The organism is Flavobacterium arabinosi, assembly GCF_048158725.1.
GTDB classification, from domain to species: Bacteria; Bacteroidota; Bacteroidia; order Flavobacteriales; family Flavobacteriaceae; genus Flavobacterium; species Flavobacterium arabinosi.
Window position 1 is genome coordinate 171,280 of record NZ_JBLNKX010000006.1, and the last position, 18,438, is coordinate 189,717.

Annotated in this window: 18 protein-coding genes; all 18 read right to left on the bottom strand. The window is 30.7% G+C overall.

The annotated features are described in order from the left end of the window. Window positions 1–7: 7 nt before the first annotated feature. Window positions 8–1,408, bottom strand: coding sequence for an exopolysaccharide biosynthesis polyprenyl glycosylphosphotransferase (locus ACM55K_RS13390; RefSeq protein ID WP_416850778.1), 1,401 nt, complete (start codon window positions 1,406–1,408; stop codon window positions 8–10). Next, complete coding sequence (locus tag ACM55K_RS13395) at window positions 1,401–1,826, bottom strand: hypothetical protein (protein WP_416850779.1); 426 nt, start codon at window positions 1,824–1,826, stop codon at window positions 1,401–1,403. The genes ACM55K_RS13390 and ACM55K_RS13395 overlap by 8 nt, the downstream gene beginning before the upstream one ends. A 112-nt stretch (window positions 1,827–1,938) precedes the next feature. Further along, complete coding sequence (locus ACM55K_RS13400; protein ID WP_416850780.1) at window positions 1,939–2,685, bottom strand: WecB/TagA/CpsF family glycosyltransferase; 747 nt, start codon at window positions 2,683–2,685, stop codon at window positions 1,939–1,941. A gap of 673 nt (window positions 2,686–3,358) precedes the next feature. Then, window positions 3,359–4,411 (bottom strand): glycosyltransferase family 4 protein, encoded by a 1,053-nt coding sequence (locus ACM55K_RS13405; protein WP_416850781.1) that lies wholly within the window; start codon window positions 4,409–4,411, stop codon window positions 3,359–3,361. Between the two features lie 46 nt (window positions 4,412–4,457). Beyond that, window positions 4,458–4,976 (bottom strand): serine O-acetyltransferase, encoded by a 519-nt coding sequence (locus tag ACM55K_RS13410; RefSeq protein ID WP_416850782.1) that lies wholly within the window; start codon window positions 4,974–4,976, stop codon window positions 4,458–4,460. Window positions 4,977–5,038: 62 nt separating this feature from the next. Continuing rightward, entirely contained in the window at window positions 5,039–6,079 is a 1,041-nt protein-coding gene (locus tag ACM55K_RS13415) for a glycosyltransferase (protein ID WP_416850783.1), read from the bottom strand. Window positions 6,080–6,120: 41 nt separating this feature from the next. Next, a complete protein-coding gene (locus ACM55K_RS13420; protein ID WP_416850784.1) occupies window positions 6,121–6,684 on the bottom strand; it encodes an LbetaH domain-containing protein in 564 nt (187 codons plus the stop codon). Between the two features lie 30 nt (window positions 6,685–6,714). Beyond that, window positions 6,715–7,749, bottom strand: a complete 1,035-nt coding sequence (locus ACM55K_RS13425) for a glycosyltransferase (RefSeq protein ID WP_416850785.1) — start codon at window positions 7,747–7,749, stop codon at window positions 6,715–6,717. A 167-nt stretch (window positions 7,750–7,916) separates the two neighbouring features. After that, window positions 7,917–9,074, bottom strand: a complete 1,158-nt coding sequence (locus ACM55K_RS13430; protein WP_416850786.1) for an EpsG family protein — start codon at window positions 9,072–9,074, stop codon at window positions 7,917–7,919. Window positions 9,075–9,197: 123 nt separating this feature from the next. Further along, on the bottom strand, window positions 9,198–10,187 hold the full coding sequence (locus ACM55K_RS13435) for a glycosyltransferase family 2 protein (protein WP_416850787.1): 990 nt from the start codon (window positions 10,185–10,187) through the stop codon (window positions 9,198–9,200). Between the two features lie 27 nt (window positions 10,188–10,214). Beyond that, window positions 10,215–11,345 carry a polysaccharide pyruvyl transferase family protein gene (locus ACM55K_RS13440; protein WP_416850788.1) on the bottom strand — a complete coding sequence of 377 codons (1,131 nt, stop codon included), beginning with the start codon at window positions 11,343–11,345 and terminating at the stop codon, window positions 10,215–10,217. Next, the gene (locus ACM55K_RS13445; RefSeq protein WP_416850789.1) at window positions 11,345–12,388 is read right to left on the bottom strand and encodes a nitroreductase family protein; all 1,044 of its coding nucleotides are present in this window, start codon (window positions 12,386–12,388) and stop codon (window positions 11,345–11,347) included. The genes ACM55K_RS13440 and ACM55K_RS13445 overlap by 1 nt, the downstream gene beginning before the upstream one ends. Next, window positions 12,381–13,913 carry a lipopolysaccharide biosynthesis protein gene (locus tag ACM55K_RS13450; RefSeq protein ID WP_416850790.1) on the bottom strand — a complete coding sequence of 511 codons (1,533 nt, stop codon included), beginning with the start codon at window positions 13,911–13,913 and terminating at the stop codon, window positions 12,381–12,383. The genes ACM55K_RS13445 and ACM55K_RS13450 overlap by 8 nt, the downstream gene beginning before the upstream one ends. 387 nt (window positions 13,914–14,300) lie before the next feature. Next, window positions 14,301–15,272 carry a hypothetical protein gene (locus ACM55K_RS13455; protein ID WP_416850791.1) on the bottom strand — a complete coding sequence of 324 codons (972 nt, stop codon included), beginning with the start codon at window positions 15,270–15,272 and terminating at the stop codon, window positions 14,301–14,303. Window positions 15,273–15,455: 183 nt separating this feature from the next. Continuing rightward, a complete protein-coding gene (gmd, locus tag ACM55K_RS13460; protein WP_416850792.1) occupies window positions 15,456–16,583 on the bottom strand; it encodes a GDP-mannose 4,6-dehydratase in 1,128 nt (375 codons plus the stop codon). 88 nt (window positions 16,584–16,671) lie between these two features. Continuing rightward, on the bottom strand, window positions 16,672–17,622 hold the full coding sequence (locus ACM55K_RS13465; protein ID WP_416850891.1) for a GDP-L-fucose synthase family protein: 951 nt from the start codon (window positions 17,620–17,622) through the stop codon (window positions 16,672–16,674). Window positions 17,623–17,722: 100 nt separating this feature from the next. Beyond that, entirely contained in the window at window positions 17,723–18,058 is a 336-nt protein-coding gene (locus tag ACM55K_RS13470) for a hypothetical protein (protein WP_416850793.1), read from the bottom strand. Between the two features lie 29 nt (window positions 18,059–18,087). Continuing rightward, window positions 18,088–18,429, bottom strand: coding sequence for a phosphomannose isomerase type II C-terminal cupin domain (locus ACM55K_RS13475; protein WP_416850794.1), 342 nt, complete (start codon window positions 18,427–18,429; stop codon window positions 18,088–18,090). Window positions 18,430–18,438: the final 9 nt, after the last annotated feature.

An 18,438-nucleotide genomic window follows, 5' to 3' on the forward strand; every position in this document is an offset into this window, starting at 1 on the left:
TTTAAGTTTAAAAAGCATTTTCATCCCCTTTCAGGGTAACAATTACTGTCAAAAAACAAATTTTAACATCTTTAATCAGATTCCAATTTTGTAAATAATCAATATCGGCATTGACGCGGCGTTTCATGTCTGAAACCTTTTTAGTTTCCCCCCTGAGACCTGAAACTTGAGCAAGCCCTGTAATTCCCGGTTTTACAAAATGACGCACCATAAAATTGTTGATTTGGTCATTGTAATCCTTGGTATGTTTAAGCATATGTGGACGTGGACCTACCACACTCATGTCTCCTCGCAAGACATTAAAAAATTGAGGGAGCTCATCAATACTGGTACGCCGGATAAATTGGCCTATAGGTGTAATTCTAGCATCTTTTTTTTGAGCCTGATGACTATCACTTAACGAATTAACTTGCATACTTCGGAATTTATAACACCAAAAAGATTCGTTTTTTTTGCCCGTTCGCAATTGTTTAAATAAAACGGGGCCTTTACTTTGTCTTTTAATAATCAGCGCTAAAATGGGATACAGCCAGGACATAACGAAAAGAACAACCAAAAGGCTAAAAATAATATCAAATATTCTTTTCGTCAAGCGGTTATAGGCATCTTGAAGAGGCTCATTTCTGGGTTTAATGACATGAAAATTGTTGAAATTACTGCTACTGAATGGCACCTTTGAAATCATGGAAAAGTCAGGTACAAATTTCAACCGCATACAGTAGTTATCCGCTAACTCAAAATAATAATTTAAATCAATAATAAATTTTGGCTCTGACACGATGTACAATTCCTGAACATTAGCAGCTGAAGCCCTGTGAATGGCATCGGAAAGGGCAAAACTAAACGCTTTTTTATTTTGATAAACTACGTCCGTATTGTCATTGATAATCCCCAAAAAATTAATGAAATAGTTATTCGTTTCGAGCTTTGCGGCTAATTCGATACTTGTGGAATTAAATCCCCAGATAGCAACATTAAAAGGCATCTTTACCCATTTTTTCATTTGAACTAAAAGAACAGTAAAAAAAACCCTGGATACTAAAAAATAGAAAAGCAAAAAACTTAATTGAAATAAATTAGCACTAATACCGAGGGTGTATTGCGATGTTCCTTGAAATATAAAAATATAACATTGCCAAAGAATACGTTGTACCAATAAAGCTCGCCAACTATTACGGTAAAATGCATCCAGACTAAAAAGAGTATCCAGTCGATACAATCTAAAATACAAAATCGGAAGCAACCAGGTCAGTATAGCAACAAGAATCATGTTATTGAGTAAAAATACATTCCAATCTACAGCATCATCTTTTGAAAAACTCAAAAATACTAATGTCCCGATAATCATAGCCAAAAAATCAGCTACTATACAGCAAAAAATAAAGGTAAATTTGTGTCTGTTACGCATCTTTAGTAGAAAATAATTGTAAAAAAATATTTGTTAAATAATATAGGAGATTACCCGATAGACTGCCCAAAATCCCAAAAACAACATCCATAAAATCGGGATGTCGGTTCAAAATAAAAAATTGTCCTCCTTCTGCAACGCAAACTACGACTATAGCTACAGCACTATTTATTATCCTAAAAGTAAAATCGCTGTTGATCCTTAAAGATCTATTTGTGTTTGAACCCCGAGCTTCCAATAAAAAACCCAATACCAAAAACGGAATGGCAGTCCTTAGATTAAAGTAACAATTACTCCAGTTCCTTAGCCATAAAGGCAAATAAGTCTCGGTTTCTAAAGTAGGGTCAGGTAACCAGGAAAAATAAAATATGCCCCCAATACATACTAAAAACGACAATAAAATAATTCTATATTTCAATTTGCTTTGTTTTTATCGTTTGTAACTATATTTTCTAATCAGTGAAAAGTTGAACTATCCGTCTATTAACTGGACAAACCCTTCTTTGAAAGGAAAATTTGGAATGCAACTCCTATTCATTTTTTAAAACAAGTCCCATTTTTGTCCTAAAAACATACGCAATAAAAACAGGTCCATAATACAAATACCTTTTCCACATACGCTTTGGTTCTTTAACCAAACGAATAAACCATTCCAATCTCAAATTAATCCAAAAAGAAGACGGCCGAGATACAGTCCCAGCATAAAAATCAAAAACGGCTCCGATGGTACAAATCGTTTGAGTATGCAATAACGCTTTATGCTGAAAAGCCCATTTTTCTTGCTTAGGTGCTGTCATTCCTACAAATACAACATCAGGAACAAACGTATTAATCGAAGCGATCATCTCTTGATTTTCTTGCGCAGAAAATTTAGTTTTAAAGGGCGGAGAATAGGTTTGTACACGCACATTCGGGAATTCAATTGACAAGCGCTCCTTAATTTTCAGCAATGTGTTTTCTGAGGAACCCAAATAAAAACAGCTTCCTCCTTTTTCATTTAAATCCTTTAACAAATGCAAATGGATATCGGCACCTGCGATTTTATTGATTTTTCCCGCCTTCAAAAGACGCATTGCAGCTACAATGGCCATCCCATCAGGAAGTAAAATATCCGACTGTTCTAATGCCTGTTTGAATTCAGCATCCTGTAATGCCATACAAAAGGAATATTGATTAATCGTGTTAATAAGCGTTTTATCAGATAAAACAGCTTCAGATAAATTGCCATTATAAACGGCATAATTGAGCAACGGAATTGAGGTTCTTAGCTTTGACATATAAATAAAATTTAAAAATGTAAAAAACAAAGCCCTACTCCCACTGGGTGGAGGAAATAATAGCTGGTAGATTTGGGATCTATTTACTAAACGGGGATGTGATTATTTTTAAATTTTAAGACTAAATTTTAAGAAAGTAAAAAACTAATGCTGTTTTTAAATGAGGCCATTTTTATAAGAAATTCTAACATTAAAAAATGAAAATAGAAATTTGATTTCTACGGTATAAGAGGCTCTTTTTACAATTGCTTAATTACGTTTGGCAATTGTATTGATTGAGAGTCTATTTTATAGGATGGCATTTCCCACTTGAAGCTATTAAAAATAAATGTTTGTTTTTTTGTGATAAAACACAAAAGATAGAAATAAATTTAGAAGTGATTTTACAAATATTATATAATAAGTACCAACTTTATTTTCCTTCAAGAATAGCCGCTAATTACTCTATTAAAAGATTTAATCTTAGTCTGAAAATTTGAATTTTTGGGATAAAAAAAGACATTTCTTAGTAATATTAATTTGTTTTAAAATAAGCAGTACCTCATCAAAACCTTGAAGCTATTTATTATTCACATCACTCTCTTTGACACAAAAAAATCGCAAATTTATTGTAAAAATCTGCTTAATCTAAATTTTTTTATAATAGAAAAACCACACAGTTTTTTAGTGATTTTTAAATTATATATTTTTGATAAATAGTATTTAATTGACTTGTGATTGAATCTAAAGAAAATTGATTCAATGAAAATTCTACAGAAGCGTTGCTAATCGTATCTTTAATTAACTGAGCTGAAATTATGATTTTTAATTTTTCACTTAAAGATTGTATATCACCAGGATTAAATAGTAACATATTACTTCCATCTATAGCAATATCTGGAATACCACCTACTGGAGTTGTTATTACTGGCAAACCATAAGCCCAAGCATCGAGAACTGCCATTGGAAAACCTTCAGCATAACTTGGTAGACAAAACACATTAGCCTCTCTAAATAGTTGTTCTTTTTCAATTCCAGATACCCATCCTTTGAAAACAACTTGATTTCCAATCTGTAGCTCTTTCGAAAGTTCTATGCCCTCATTAATTTCACCATTGCCTGCTAAAACTAATTTCCATTCTGGATAAAGCTTGGCAATATTAGCAAATGCGTTTATTAAATCTCTGTATCCTTTTCGGCTCTCTAAAGTACCTGCGTACAATATGGTATTTGTTTTTAAGATATTATTTTTCGGAATGATTTTTGGACAAGGATTATAAAGAACTTTAATTGTAATTGCATCAATCTTTAAATCTTTCTTTATTCCCTTTTTCCAGCTTTCAGATAGTACAATAATTGTATTTGCCATATTAAAAATTCTATCATACAGTTTGAAATAATTTTTATCAATACTGGATTCCGCGCTAAAGGCGTGAAAATGAATTATTATTGGGATTTTAAATAATTTGGCCAATACCAAAAAGGGATATTTCCTTTTTGCTGATGTTGGAGCGCTAAGGTGAATATGAACTAAACTTGCCGTTGGTAAAAGAACTATGAATTTAACTAAGCTTCGAGCAAAATATATAATTTTATCAATATGACTTTTATCAATATGAGTCTCAATCCATACACAATTAAAATCTTTCCAAAACTTTGTGGTTTTATATGAATTAATAACGGCGGTTATTCCTCCTCTAGTTTTGGAAGATGTAGCAACAACTAAAACACGTTTGTTATTTTTCATATCTAGATAATATTTGCTTTTTAATGGAATATGCTATCGCCATTCTTCATTCCAGTTTGTGATTTGAAATCATGGTGATTTCATAAATTGTACTAATTATTTTTGCTGGATTACCAGCAACTACTGTGTATTCTGGAACATCTCTTATTACGACGGATCCAGCTCCTATAATAGAATTATTACCTATTTTAATGTCCCCAATTACAACTGTATTTGCACCAATAGTAACATTATCACCAATTATTGGACAATTACCCCCTTCTTTTGCAATACCTATTGTTGTATTGTGTCTGATAATTACATTTCTGCCAATAATAGTACCGCTGTTAATTATTAAAGATTGTCCGTGATAAACATTAAAGCCAAATCCGATTTTTGTGGTATCATCTATGTCAATCCCTAATACCCATTGAAATAAAATTTTATAAACAATTCGTATTGGGAAACCAAAAATTTTTAAACTTCTAGTTTTTGTAAAAAAATTACTTGTACGAAAGGCACATATAAATATAATTCCTTTGCTGTTCCCTTTTAATTGCTTTATTTCATGAATTAATTGTAGCATATCCTATATAATTTTATTCTTAGAAATTAAAATTTAAAGCTAAAAATCTTACTAAAAAAAACTTATATTCGATAGATTTTTTTAATCTTCGTAAGAATTAGTAGTAGTTTATTATATCTTTTTTTAATTAGAATAAAAATTATTTTTTGATAAAAAGGAAGTTTTCTGTAGTCATATTGGATATGAATATCATTCCAAATACTATTAGAGCTTATAGAACTAATAATTTTTATTTTTTGAACAAAAGTCATATTGTAATCATTCAAAAGAAATAGTAGTGATCTAGTGTAACCTATTAACATTCTTTTTGCCCTAGTATCAGCTTCTGTTAATAATAATCGTGAACATATTTCATTATATAATGTCACATATCTTTCAAATCTATCATTTCTAAAACCAGTCGATAAAGAAGCTGTATTAATGTTGTCGCAATAATAATACATAGGATCAGGAATAATTCCAATTTTATTTACCTTTTGAAGGTAATCGATATGAAAAATGATGTCTTCAGAAATAAATTCTTTTTCTGAACAAAATTGAATACCTTTATTTTCTATACAATTTCTTGAATATATAGCATGCCATACAGACATTTGATATTTCCTGTCAACTGCATAATCAGGTTCTGTACCAATCATATCCAATAGAAAATTTTGAATTTCATTTTGAGAATCAAAGACTTTAAGAGCCTTAACTTCCAACACAGGATGAACATTATTTTTGTTATCTACATTATTAAAACCACAAAACAGCGTATCTAAATTTAATTCTTTTGCTTGATTATATAACGTATCATACATTTTTAAATCAACATAATCATCCGAGTCAACAAAAGCAACAAATTCACCACTTGCAATTTCTAAACCGCTATTACGTGCAAAACCAAGACCTCCATTAAGTTTGTGTATTACCTTTATACGAGAATCCTGAACGGCAAAATCATCACACCTTTTAGGACAAGAATCTGGAGAACCATCATCAACTAAAATAATTTCAATATCTTTTAATGTTTGATTCATTAAAGACCCCATGCAACGTGAAAGATATTTTTCTACATTATAAACAGGGACTATTATACTTACTTTAACTTTATTCGGTTTCATTCTGTTTTTAAAAATATTAATCTATAAATATGTAATCTTTTCTATTTTATTTTTTTAGCAGGAATTCCACCAATAGTTATTCCCTCTTCTAAAAAAGAATGTACTACAACAGCGCCTGCAGCAATTTTGATATTATTTGCAATTGTAACATTGCCAATTACCACTGCGCCTACACCTAATGAAACATTATCACCTATAGCAGGACATTCATTACTTTTACCATCATTCCCTATGCAATTATTACCATGTAGGTGACAATTTTTCCCTAGATGACTATTCCCATTAATTACAATATTATAATGGTAAATCAGTAAACCAGGTTTGATATTAGTAGTCTCTATTTCAAGTCCTAATTTTTCTCCTAAACGATTTTTTTTGGAAATATAAAATAGGTATAAAACCTTAGTTAAAAAACTACCACTTTTTTGGGCCAAAAAATAAAAATCAGTTTTGCGAGACAGAAGTAAAAAAGAGTAAATCATTCTACTTGGTTCTCTTTTAACCCTTGACATGAAATATCTTGACTTTGAATCAAACATATATTCTGAGTAGATGCTTAATTCAAGATGAATACATAACAGTAAATCTTTTTTGGTTTCAATCATAAATAGGTATTGTTTTTTATAAATAAAAAATTAAATAGTATTAAAAAAACAATAGAAATTTTCAAATTTAAAAAAGGTTGATTTTTGCAATGATGATTTTTGCATATTTAATAATAATTCTTTATTTTCTTTAAGGTTTTTAATAGCCACATTAAAATCTATTTCATTTTTACAAAAAATTGCATTTTCTTCATCACAATAATCTTTGATAGAGCCTACATCAGAAACAACTAATGCTAAACCCATTGCCATACATGTTGTTATAACATTACTTCCTACGGTATCTATCATTAGATTTAAAGAAACATCAGCCTTTCCAATTTCTTTTTTAAGTTCATCTTCCTCCATAAATCCTTTAAGCTTTACGTTCAGACAATCCTTAAAAAAACTATCCATTTTAAAAAAAGCCTGACAGATTATAAATTGAACTGATGAATTTGTTTTCACAATATTTGATATCATATTAAAATCACGCATTTGGATTCCCATAACAATAACAGTGAAATCACTTGATGTACTTGAGACTTTAACCGGAAAATAATACGCTGTATCTACATAGTGAAAAGTAGTAATAACTCTTCCTTTTTCTACATCATTTACAACTAGATAATCAGTTAAACTTGATCCAAGCGTTAAGCTATAGTCTAAAACAGAGGTGTATTTTAATAATTCCTGTTTACTATACATTAAGTCTAATCGTGTTGGAGTTAAATGCGCTAGACCATAAACCGTTATTTTGTAACCAAAGAAAAAATTTAAAATTTTTGCAATAAAATACTGATTTCTTTCCTTTAAAAGATATTCAAATAGAAAAATAGAATCTCCTTTTTTAATTTTCAATGCCAACTTTAAAGTAATAAAAAAGTAAATTATATTATAAATATAAGATTGAATTTTAAATTGAATTGACATTAATAATTTACTCGAAAAATAAATGATAATATCTGGAACAATGATCAATTTATAATCAATTGGATTTTTCTTGTGAATCAATTTACATAAATGAACCATACCCGCATGATTCCCTTTAGTGTTTTTCCACTCTTGGCAGATTAAATATTTCATTTTGGTAAAAAGAGTTAAAAGTTTATCCGAAAAAATTACAAGATAATTGTCTAAAAAAGTATTTACTACTTTACTATATTGAAATAGTATCGGTGAATTTGATCGTTTAATGTGATTTTTGGGTTGTTTTAAAATTCCCTTGAAAAGACTTTATTTTATATTTCAAACTAAAAAGGCAAATAATTTCGCCCATTGGCATCCCAAATAAATAACATTCTAGAATCACCAATCATATAAAATGGAATTCTTAAAATTAGAAAAGAGGAACAGGAAAAACTGATTAATAACAAACAATATATTACTGTATTTTTATGTCTTAGTTTATAAAAATACAAAGTTGACATTCCGACAAATGTTATCGTAAAGATCATCAAAGCACCTGATATCCGATTAAAAACATCAACAAGAGAAAAAATAGGCATAATAATTATTGAAAATGTAGCTAAATTATATAACCATATATACTCTTTATTTTGAAGTTTGTTTTTCAAAAGATATTTTCCGCCAAAATATATTGGGAAAACATAAGAAATAAAAATTATAATTTTAGTTAATGGTCCAGTTTTGTAAATACCTGTACTCATATCGCCTGAAGCAATAGACTGAGCGTTCTCCATATAATTTGATTCTTTTGAGGAATCTGATATTGATACCGTATTAAATACAGATGCAACCGTAATTAACTGATCTACAGAACCTAAAAACATAGTAATTGCAAATAATAGAACTGCAACATTGTGATTAATTATCACCTTATTAGACAGTACATAAAATAAGAAAACAACGATTACGCATAGTAAAATACCTTTGTGTACTAAAATTGCAAGTACTACAAAAAGTACTGAAACGAAGTAACGGGAGTCCAATAGCACCTTAACTGCAATAAGAATAAAACTGAATGCGAGATACCATCTTATCAGGTTCTCTATTCCCATTATACCTAAGAATAATGGCAAAATAAAAAAAACAGCCTTTCTGAATTTATTTAAAAAATATAATAAACTAGTAATTAAGAAGGTACTGCAAAATAAAACAAATCCATAAAACGGAATACTAAAATATTTAAATGCATTAACTAATTGCATGAATAAAAATTCCATTTCATTGTTTTTACGACTGAAAATGTAATTCATATAATAAACGTTATAATCAATTTCACGACCAAAACGCAATCCTGAGATAATTGCAAAAGCGATAATTGGAATCAATGCTATTTTCCAATACTGTGAATTGCTCTTTGCTTTAGACAATAAATATCCTGAAATTAGAAAAATTATAAATAATAAAGTTTCTAAAATAATATAGGTGAATTTAATATCTGTCATAATTGTGGTTAAGCATTATCTGCTGTGTGATCAAAACTAATTTTTTGATGATGGGCAAATCAAAGAATTTTTCTAAGATAGTTTTCGGATAAAAAACAGAAAGAGTTCGAAAATTTTTAACTTTCAAAAAAACTTTCCTTTAAGTCGAACTAATGATTGTGGGGAAAAAATATCGATGTTAAGATACTTTAACAATAACAACAAATAAACTATTGAAACCTTAAATAAACTGAAAATTGAAGCATTATTTAGTAGAACAAAATCACAAAAAAATTTAATATTTAGCATTTGTTCTTTACTTGCATGCCGAAGCTTTCTTTTCCATCCCCAAATATGCATCAAATAAACTATGGCAATTTCTTTTTGAAAAAATATAAATAAACCTCCACTTTTTAGAGCAGAAGCTAAATAATCTAAAATCCTGATTTCATAACCTAAATCAAATGTATTTAAATATAATGTTAATGCAGAATTTGGTCTATTAGTCAGATAATTATATACCGGTTTATCAATAAATATCACGTCTTGTCGTTGCAAAACTGCAATTCTAAGATTCATTATAATATCTTCTTTGTTTTTAATATCCCTCGGTAAATCAAAAATTGTATCATTTAGTATATCTCGGCGAAATAATTTTGCCCAAGGAGCACCTTCCATATTATATAAAAGAAATATACTAATGTAACTTATACTATTAAACCTCCCTATATTCTTATTTGGGCAAAAATCAGATGTCCCGTCATCATATTCTAAGTTGTGCGCACCAATTACAATATTAACGCCCGTATCAACCGAAGAAATTAAGAACTCTAATGCCGTTTCCGGTAAAGTATCATCACCGTCAACAAATGTAATCCATTCGCCTTTTGCTATCTTTACTCCATCTCTTCTTGCAGCTGTTACTCCTTCGTTTAATTTTCTGATAATTGAAATGTCAAGTTGAAAATATTGGTCTTTAAAAGCTAAACATTTATCATAAGAATTATCAGTACTTCCATCGTCCACAATAATAATTTCATATTGGGTATAGGTTTGCTTAGCTATACTCTGTAAACATCTTTCGATGTACGCTGCAACATTATATACTGGAATAATAATAGAGATCATTTGCATTTTATTGGTAGGTAAATAACCCTAAATTTATAGCTGTCCTAATAATGCTTTATGAATAAAATCAATGCTTTTCTTTTTTAGAAAATCCAATTTATCATTCACACTTATCCAGTCAATTTCAATTAATTTTATTTTATCTAAATCTTCTGTAGAATTTACAATTCTATCTTCTAAATTTAATAATGACAGTAAAGAAACGAATCTTTCGTTACCTCGTAACTGATTGCTGCAAACCACAAAAGGCTTATTAAATAATATAGAAAATACACAAGCGTGAAAAGAATCTGTGACTACAAAATCTGCATCGTAAAAACCTCTTAACCACTCCTCAATATGAGGTTGTATTCTTTGGTCAAGAGTAGCAAAAATATCCTCAACTTTAGATCCTGTCTTAAATATCGTTAAACTAAGTTTATCCTTTACTATTCCAATAATATCATTTTTTGACGCATTATTATCGAGTACATAAACCATTAAATTCCCACTACTTTTAGGAGTATTCCCTATTTGTAAAGAATCAATGTAATCAGAAGCAAATAAGAGCATCGTTGGATCCAAAACCACTTCAGCATCAATCTTGAAGTTTTTTTTACAAAGCCTAACTCCCCCTAATTCGCGCACAGATACTGCATCAAATAATTGAACTAAATTACCGCATCGTTTTGTTTGCAATTCAGTATAATCCCATGTGTCTTTCCCAAATGATGGCGCGTATGCAATTCTTTTAATATTCCATTTAACTGCAAAATCAAAAAAAGAATCATAAATATTTTCACAATAATCTGGTCTCCATATTTGATCGCTCCCAACTATTAAAGCATCAAAACTGTTCTTTGGCAACTTATCGAACGAAATGTCTGATATGTTGAGGTATTTATCAACAAATTGATGTGTGTGTTTACAAACTATTGGTTGTTCAGTATTAATTCTTTTTTCAACCAATAATTCAAGTTCTCTTCCAAATACGTACCGCAATACAATTCTTTTAAATAAAACGAAAGGGAGTTTTAAAAGCGGTAATTTTATCTTTTTTACTTTACCACTTATAATAGTCACTTCATGTCCCATATTTTCCAAAACTTTTTGCAAAGCATAAGCTTGTAATATACCTCCATAATTTGTGTGTAATGGTAGGGTTAAAATTCCTATTTTTTTCATTATTTAATTACTTCAAATATTTCATTAATTTCTCTGCGTCTCGACAAAGCGACTCTAAAACTATCTTCAGCTACTCCAATTGGAATCATACAGATAATTTTCTCTGATTCTGAAATCTTAATATATTTCTCCAACATTTTTTCTTCCTTTATTGTTTTACCCCAATTTGCAGGACAATTTGCGATTTTATAAAAATGTAAGGAATATAACAAGTTCATTAAAAACAGACCTCCATCGATAAACATTTGATTTCTTTCTCCTATGGAATAAAAATAATTTCGATTGGTGGTCAAAATCAGTAGTTGATGAATGTTTTTTGTAAACCCCGACATACCACCTTGAATGTTTAATACTTCATCAATTAACTGTTTGTTCTCTAATAAATAAACTTTAGAGCTTTGACGGTTACAAACCGAAGGAGCATTTAAAGATAATTTAACAGCTTTTTTAATTATAGAAATGTCAATTTTTTCTCCAGTAAAATTTCTGATGCTTTTTCTAGATTGTGAAAATGTTTCAAAATTTTGTTGGTTATATTGGTAGAAATCGTCTTTCTGATAGTCGACGGCACCTGTAAAAATAGTTGAGTATGATTGCTTAAGGGAATCTTTATAAAACTCATACTGTTCTAGCGTAAAATAATCTGAAATATTAAAATTTATTTTTTGATGTAATTCATAATATTCACACATTATTTGAAAAGCTACATTTATTTGAGATAAAGTACTATTAGATTTAACAACATCTTTATTTAAGTTTTGATGTAAATTTTTAATTCGATATTCCGCGAAACCAGGTTTCATATTTTTAAATAAAAGACCTTTTTCTATTGAATGATAATCTAATATTATTATAGCTTCAATTTTTTCTAAAGAGTCTATTCTAAAAGCATTTGAATGAATATAAAATAGTTTTAAATCTTGAAAATAATTTAAAGTTAAAGTTCTTTTTTTTAAAGTTGAAGATTTTAATTCTCCTAGTTTTACTACCGTCTTCTCTCCAAACATTAAACTTATTATTCTTTTTAGGAACTTATTAATCATTTTTTATTTTGTTTAAAATTACCATTTTAATTGCTTTTTTTTCTTCAGCATCAATACCTATCGCATATATTAACAACATGGCAGAAAAGCATATTATAGAAATATTTACAAAAAAGTACACCATATTATTTCTTATTATTATCAGTTGAAAGAAAAAGTGATTTAGTAGAATTACGAAAATTGTAACGAAAACTATTCTCAATAAAACGTTATTTAAAAAATCTTTTACTGGAAATTTCATTATATTTTTTAAGAAAAATAGTCTAAAAACCAAACTAAGTAATGAAATTATTATACTTGAGTAGTAAATTAACTCTGGGTTTTTATATGTTTTTAATAATATATATGAAATGGGAAGGTTTAGAAAAATTAAAGTCCCAATAACAATTTGATACCATTTTATATTTCCTGTCGCTTGAGCTCCAATCATTAGAGGCCCAGAAATACATTCTATCAATAAGTTAATTAAACACAAATTCACAAAAACTGAAGTGTATCTTGGTGGATTTTTCAGCCATAATTCTAAAATAAAATCGATATTGAAAATAATTGGAGTGGCTATTATAAACAACAAGAAATAAGAGAATTTTGCACTCTGGAAAATAAGTTTTAAACATTGTTCTGTATTTCCTGCTGCATACTGTTTAATAATTTGAGGATTTACCGCCATCTGAAAATTAAGCACAAAGCCCTGCACTGTTGTTTGTACCTGCATACTTATTCCATAAGCAGCATTTAAAACAGTTCCAAAAAAAAGATTTAATAAAATATTAGAACCTTGTCCTCTTGCCACTGCAGCTATATTTCCAAACAAACTCCACCCCGAATAGGATAATAATTCTTTATAAAATAATTTGTCAAAATAGAATTGGTATTTACTTTCTTCATAGTGCCACTTGCAATACTGTTTATGTGCCATCCTCACAATAAACGATACTATAAACAATAAACCCGCATAGAGTATTAATTTATCAAATGAAGATATAACCAAAATGTAAACAATTATTAATTTCAAAGACACCTCTACAAAAGCCATATAAGCATAAATATCCATCTTTTCTCTGGCCACAATCAAAGCATCATAAGGAACTTGTATGATTCCCAAGAGAAACGTAAAAATAGAAAACTGATACACCCAATTAACCGCTACCATCCTATCTATGGGTAAATTCAATTTATCATTAACAAACCACAATCCTATTGTCTCTGCTAACACCAATACCAAAACACTTATCGCTATGTGAATATTAAGTGTGGCATTAAAGGTTTTTTTTAATTTCTCCAAATCATTTTTCCCTATATCGAATGCCAAAAAACGCTGTGTAGCAGAGGTCATTGCGCTGTTGAAGAAGCTAAATAAAGTCACAATTCCACCTACAATGCTATAAACTCCATAATCTTCTATACCCAAAGTATTTAGAACTACTCTCGAAGTATATAAACTTACTCCCATTGTAAAAAACATTCTTATGTAGAGAATGAATGTGTTTTTGGCAATTCGTTTGTTATTTTCTGTATTAGGCATTTTTTTTATATAGTTTTTAGTACGTTTTACTGAATCTTGATTTAATCTTTTAATTTATACTCGAAATAATTCAGGGTTGTATATCCCCATCTTTCAAGTATTGGTCTTTTTGCATCAATTTCAAATCACTTTGCATCATGTCTTTTACAAAGCCTGCCCAGTCATAATTGCATTCCTTACGGCTGCTAGCATATAAGTTGGTTTGTGTTTTGTTTAAGGTGTAAGTGTGTTTAGGAACTTAAATTCACTCCTTGTTTTAACTTTGTAGGCTCTTAATTTCATACATAGTCAAACCTATCAGAGCTAAAACCCATAAATAATCGTTAATTAGTAATAGTGGTTTGAAAAGGTTCCCAAATTCAAATGGACCAACCTATTGCAAACTTGTTAATTTTGTAGGGACAAGATATACGCTGCAGTTTCTTTGTCTGACCTTATTTTATCATCAAGTTTTACCCAATGTTCATTAATCAGTTGAGCATAATTATAGTTGGAATTATAATTGAGATCTTTCCCCTTTTTATCCCAGATACCAAACAACAGTTGAAGGCTCCCTCTAAATTGCACTGACTTTTTCCCCATACGCTTTACATGGGCTGCTAATGGAAATCCGTAAGCACCACAACCACCTATCAAACAAATATCATACTCTTGTTTATCAATTTCGTTTTTTATATAATCAAGAGCCTCAAACCAATCTTTACATACCGTTGCATTTCCTGCACAATTCGTAGGTGGTTGTATGGTTTGCAGTTCAAAAACCGGTAACAGCTCATTTTTAAATAACAAATCTCGCTTCAGATATTGTTTTTGTATTGTGCCGGCTAATGGATGAACAACCAACACTTTTTTTCCTTTTAAAGCCATTGTCCAAGGGATTTTTGTAAAAAAGGGATTTAATAAGTCAAATGCTATTTTTTCACAGGCCAATAATTCTTTGTCAAACAATCGTTCGTAGGGTAACCTCGAGGCTAATACATTTACTGCAGGAATATCTTGAACCATCAACTCGCAAAACTGTTCCAATTTATCTTCTTGTGCAGGAAAGAAACCGTCAAATCGTTGCATTTGATTGATACTATTTTCCTCCCACCACCACGATTGTATTTTTCCTTGTATGTATTTTAAATAATCTTTAGTAGGATTCTTTACCCCTATGTAGTTTGCCAAACAGTTTAGTTCTGCATTTCCAAAACCCGCTATCATGCAAGGTTGATCATCCGTTAAGGCATTATAAATAATAAAGGAAGCCACATCCACACCTTGAATAGACTCTGGTTTTTTATTTTGTGATGAACCAAAAAAAATAGTGTGACTTTTTCTTAAAATTTTAAGTCCGAGAATTAGTGTTTTATTCACTTTTTATATGCTATTGAATTTATCTATAGTATGGAATTAATCATCATTGAATTAACTAAATTGCTGGTTAGCAATTGCACTGTTTATAATTATTTCATTTTCTAAAATAAATCTTCAATGAATGTTTTTCTTTAAATTTTTTTTTAATCTTTGTTTAACTTTTAACTCGAATAGCTATCTAGTCTATTCAAAATAATTCAAGGTTCTATATCCACCGTCTTTTAGGTATTGATCTTTTTGCATCAATTTTAAATCGCTTTGCATCATGTCTTTAACCAAGGCTGGTAAATCGTATTTGCATTCCCATCCTAATTTAGTTTTTGCTTTCGTAGGATCGCCAATCAACAAATCCACTTCAGTAGGTCTGAAATATTTAGGATCCACTGCTAATACTTCTTTTCCTATTTCAATTTGAAATTCAGGATTGTTGCAGGCTTTAACAAAACCTCGTTCCTTTATCCCTTCTCCTTTGAATTCTAATTCAATACCTACTTCAGCAAAACTCATGCGAACAAAATCCCGAACCGGTGTCGTTTTTCCTGTTGCAATTACCCAGTCTTCTGCTTCATCAGCCTGCAAAATCATCCACATCATCCGTACATAATCTTTGGCATGACCCCAGTCGCGTTTTGCATCTAAGTTTCCTAAATACAATTTATCCTGTAAACCCAATGCAATTCTGGATGTCGCTCTTGTAATTTTTCGCGTTACAAAAGTTTCTCCACGAATTGGGGACTCATGATTAAATAAAATACCGTTACAGGCATACATTCCGTAAGCTTCTCTATAATTCACTGTAATCCAAAAGGCGTACATCTTAGCAACAGCATATGGCGAACGAGGATAAAACGGAGTCGTTTCTGATTGTGGTACTTCCTGTACTTTACCATATAGTTCAGAAGTAGAAGCCTGGTAAATACGGGTCTTTTTTTCCAATCCTAATAAACGAACGGCATCAAGTATACGTAACGTTCCCAGTCCATCAGCATTTCCGGTATATTCAGGTGTTTCAAAAGAAACCGCTACATGACTCATTGCTGCCAAATTATAGATCTCATCAGGTTGAATTTCTTGGATCAAACGAATTAAATTAGTACCATCCGTCATATCTCCATAGTGTAAAAAGAAGTTACGGTGATCAACATGTGGGTCCTGGTATAAATGATCAATTCTGTCCGTATTAAATAAAGAAGAACGTCTTTTTAATCCATGCACGATATAGCCTTTTTTAAGTAAAAATTCACTTAAATAGGCTCCATCTTGTCCTGTTACCCCGGTGATAAATGCTGTTTTTGGTGTTGTATTGTCCATAAAATATTTGTTGGGTATTTGTGTTTTTAATTGTTGAATCGTTGAATCGTTTAAACTTTTTCTAACCGATTAAACGGCGTAACCATTTCTACATCTTCACTTCCTTAAACGTTTTTATATTCTCCAAAAACCATGTGTAGGTTTTCTGGATTCCTGCTTCCAAATTCACTTTGTGTTTCCAGCCTAAAGCGTGCATTTTTGAAATATCCATCAATTTTCGGGGAGTTCCGTCAGGTTTGCTGTCATCCCAAATGATTTCGCCTTCGTGGCCCACAATTTTCTGGATGGTTTCGGCTAATTGTTTAATCGTTAAATCTTCCCCCGTCCCCACATTGTATAAATAGTCCCGCAATTTATTTTCTAAAGCAAAAACAACAGCTTCGGCCATGTCGTCCACAAAGAGAAATTCTCTCATGGGCGTCCCACTACCCCATAGCGTAACCGAAGCGTGATTGTTTTCTTTGGCTTCATGAAATTTGCGCATCATTGCAGGCAAAACATGTGAAGTATTTAAATCAAAATTATCTTGTGTGCCATACAAGTTGGTCGGCATTAAACTGAAATAGTCTTTCCCAAATTGTTTGCGGATGGCCTGACACGCCTTTACACCAGTAATCTTTGCCAAAGCGTACCATTCGTTCGTGGGCTCTAAACTATCCGTTAACAAATACTCTTCCCTTAAGGGTTGGGGTGCTAATTTTGGATAAATACAAGAACTTCCTAAAAAGATAAATTTATCCACGCCTAAACGGTGAGCCGAATCAATAAGGTTGTTTTGAATTTGCATGTTTTCCATCAAAAATTGATATGGAAAATTATTGTTGGCCAAGATTCCACCCACTTTTGCTGCGGCGTCTATGATGACATCCGGTTTGCTTTTTTGCATAAAATCACTGACAGCTTGTTGGTTTCTTAGATCCAATTCCTTGCTTGTGGCACCTACCAAGTTAACATATCCTTTCGCACTAAGTATGCGCCAAATGGCGCTTCCGACCATACCGTTATGACCGGCGATATAAATAGTTGAATTATAATTAATCACTTTAAATACGTTTTAATTTAATAATTTAAATAGTAAAAGCTTGATTTTTTTAGTAAAGAGAGCTCAATCATTTAGTACTGGACTTGAACATTACGGGTTATAATTCTACTTTTAAAACGTAATGAGAAATCATTAGTTTTTTGAAATAATATAATTTCGCCTTTCCAAAACCTCTATATCCTTGAAGCTTTTCGTAATTTATTCTTGACAATAAATTTACGTCCATCCTGTCTAGGTCTTCCCTTCTGAGTAAAATTTCATGTTCATCCAAATAATACTGCTGAAGCACCCTAAAAGTAGAATCCCGTAAATCGTCTTGAATATTAATTTTTCTGCAACTTACAATGGCACTTTCGTTTAAATTTTGCTTTAATTGCAATTGATAAGACGCAATAATCTCTAAGGCATTTTCAAATTCTGATTCGCTTATCAAAATGGAAGTTTTTGAACTCTAATTTATTGTTAAACCCTTTGGTAATCGTCTTCTATTCGAACAATATCATCTTCTCCAAAGTAGGTTCCGTGCTGCACTTCTATAAAAACAAGAGGTTCTGCAAAAGGATTTTCTATTCTGTGTTTTACTCCTTGAGGAATTATTGCCGTATCGCCTACTTTATAATCTTTAATAACTCCATCGAGGGTGATTCTTCCTACACCGGAAACTATAGTCCATGCTTCCGATCGGCGATGATGGTATTGGTATGACAACCGTCCATTTGGATCAACTAAAATCCTTTTCACTTTGTGGGTTGCGGCATCCTCTAAGACCCAATATTGACCCCAAGGCCTGATATCATGTTCCATAATTAAATT

Bases quoted from the DNA above. Each gene is read 5' to 3' on its own strand.
- ACM55K_RS13390 (WP_416850778.1), bottom strand. From the start codon at position 1,408: ATGCGTAACAGACACAAATTTACCTTTATTTTTTGCTGTATAGTAGCT.
- ACM55K_RS13400 (WP_416850780.1), bottom strand. From the start codon at position 2,685: ATGTCAAAGCTAAGAACCTCAATTCCGTTGCTCAATTATGCCGTTTAT.
- ACM55K_RS13405 (WP_416850781.1), bottom strand. From the start codon at position 4,411: ATGAAAAATAACAAACGTGTTTTAGTTGTTGCTACATCTTCCAAAACT.
- ACM55K_RS13410 (WP_416850782.1), bottom strand. From the start codon at position 4,976: ATGCTACAATTAATTCATGAAATAAAGCAATTAAAAGGGAACAGCAAA.
- ACM55K_RS13415 (WP_416850783.1), bottom strand. From the start codon at position 6,079: ATGAAACCGAATAAAGTTAAAGTAAGTATAATAGTCCCTGTTTATAAT.
- ACM55K_RS13420 (WP_416850784.1), bottom strand. From the start codon at position 6,684: ATGATTGAAACCAAAAAAGATTTACTGTTATGTATTCATCTTGAATTA.
- ACM55K_RS13425 (WP_416850785.1), bottom strand. From the start codon at position 7,749: ATGAAATATTTAATCTGCCAAGAGTGGAAAAACACTAAAGGGAATCAT.
- ACM55K_RS13430 (WP_416850786.1), bottom strand. From the start codon at position 9,074: ATGACAGATATTAAATTCACCTATATTATTTTAGAAACTTTATTATTT.
- ACM55K_RS13435 (WP_416850787.1), bottom strand. From the start codon at position 10,187: ATGCAAATGATCTCTATTATTATTCCAGTATATAATGTTGCAGCGTAC.
- ACM55K_RS13440 (WP_416850788.1), bottom strand. From the start codon at position 11,345: ATGAAAAAAATAGGAATTTTAACCCTACCATTACACACAAATTATGGA.
- ACM55K_RS13445 (WP_416850789.1), bottom strand. From the start codon at position 12,388: ATGATTAATAAGTTCCTAAAAAGAATAATAAGTTTAATGTTTGGAGAG.
- ACM55K_RS13450 (WP_416850790.1), bottom strand. From the start codon at position 13,913: ATGCCTAATACAGAAAATAACAAACGAATTGCCAAAAACACATTCATT.
- gmd (WP_416850792.1), bottom strand. From the start codon at position 16,583: ATGGACAATACAACACCAAAAACAGCATTTATCACCGGGGTAACAGGA.
- ACM55K_RS13475 (WP_416850794.1), bottom strand. From the start codon at position 18,429: ATGGAACATGATATCAGGCCTTGGGGTCAATATTGGGTCTTAGAGGAT.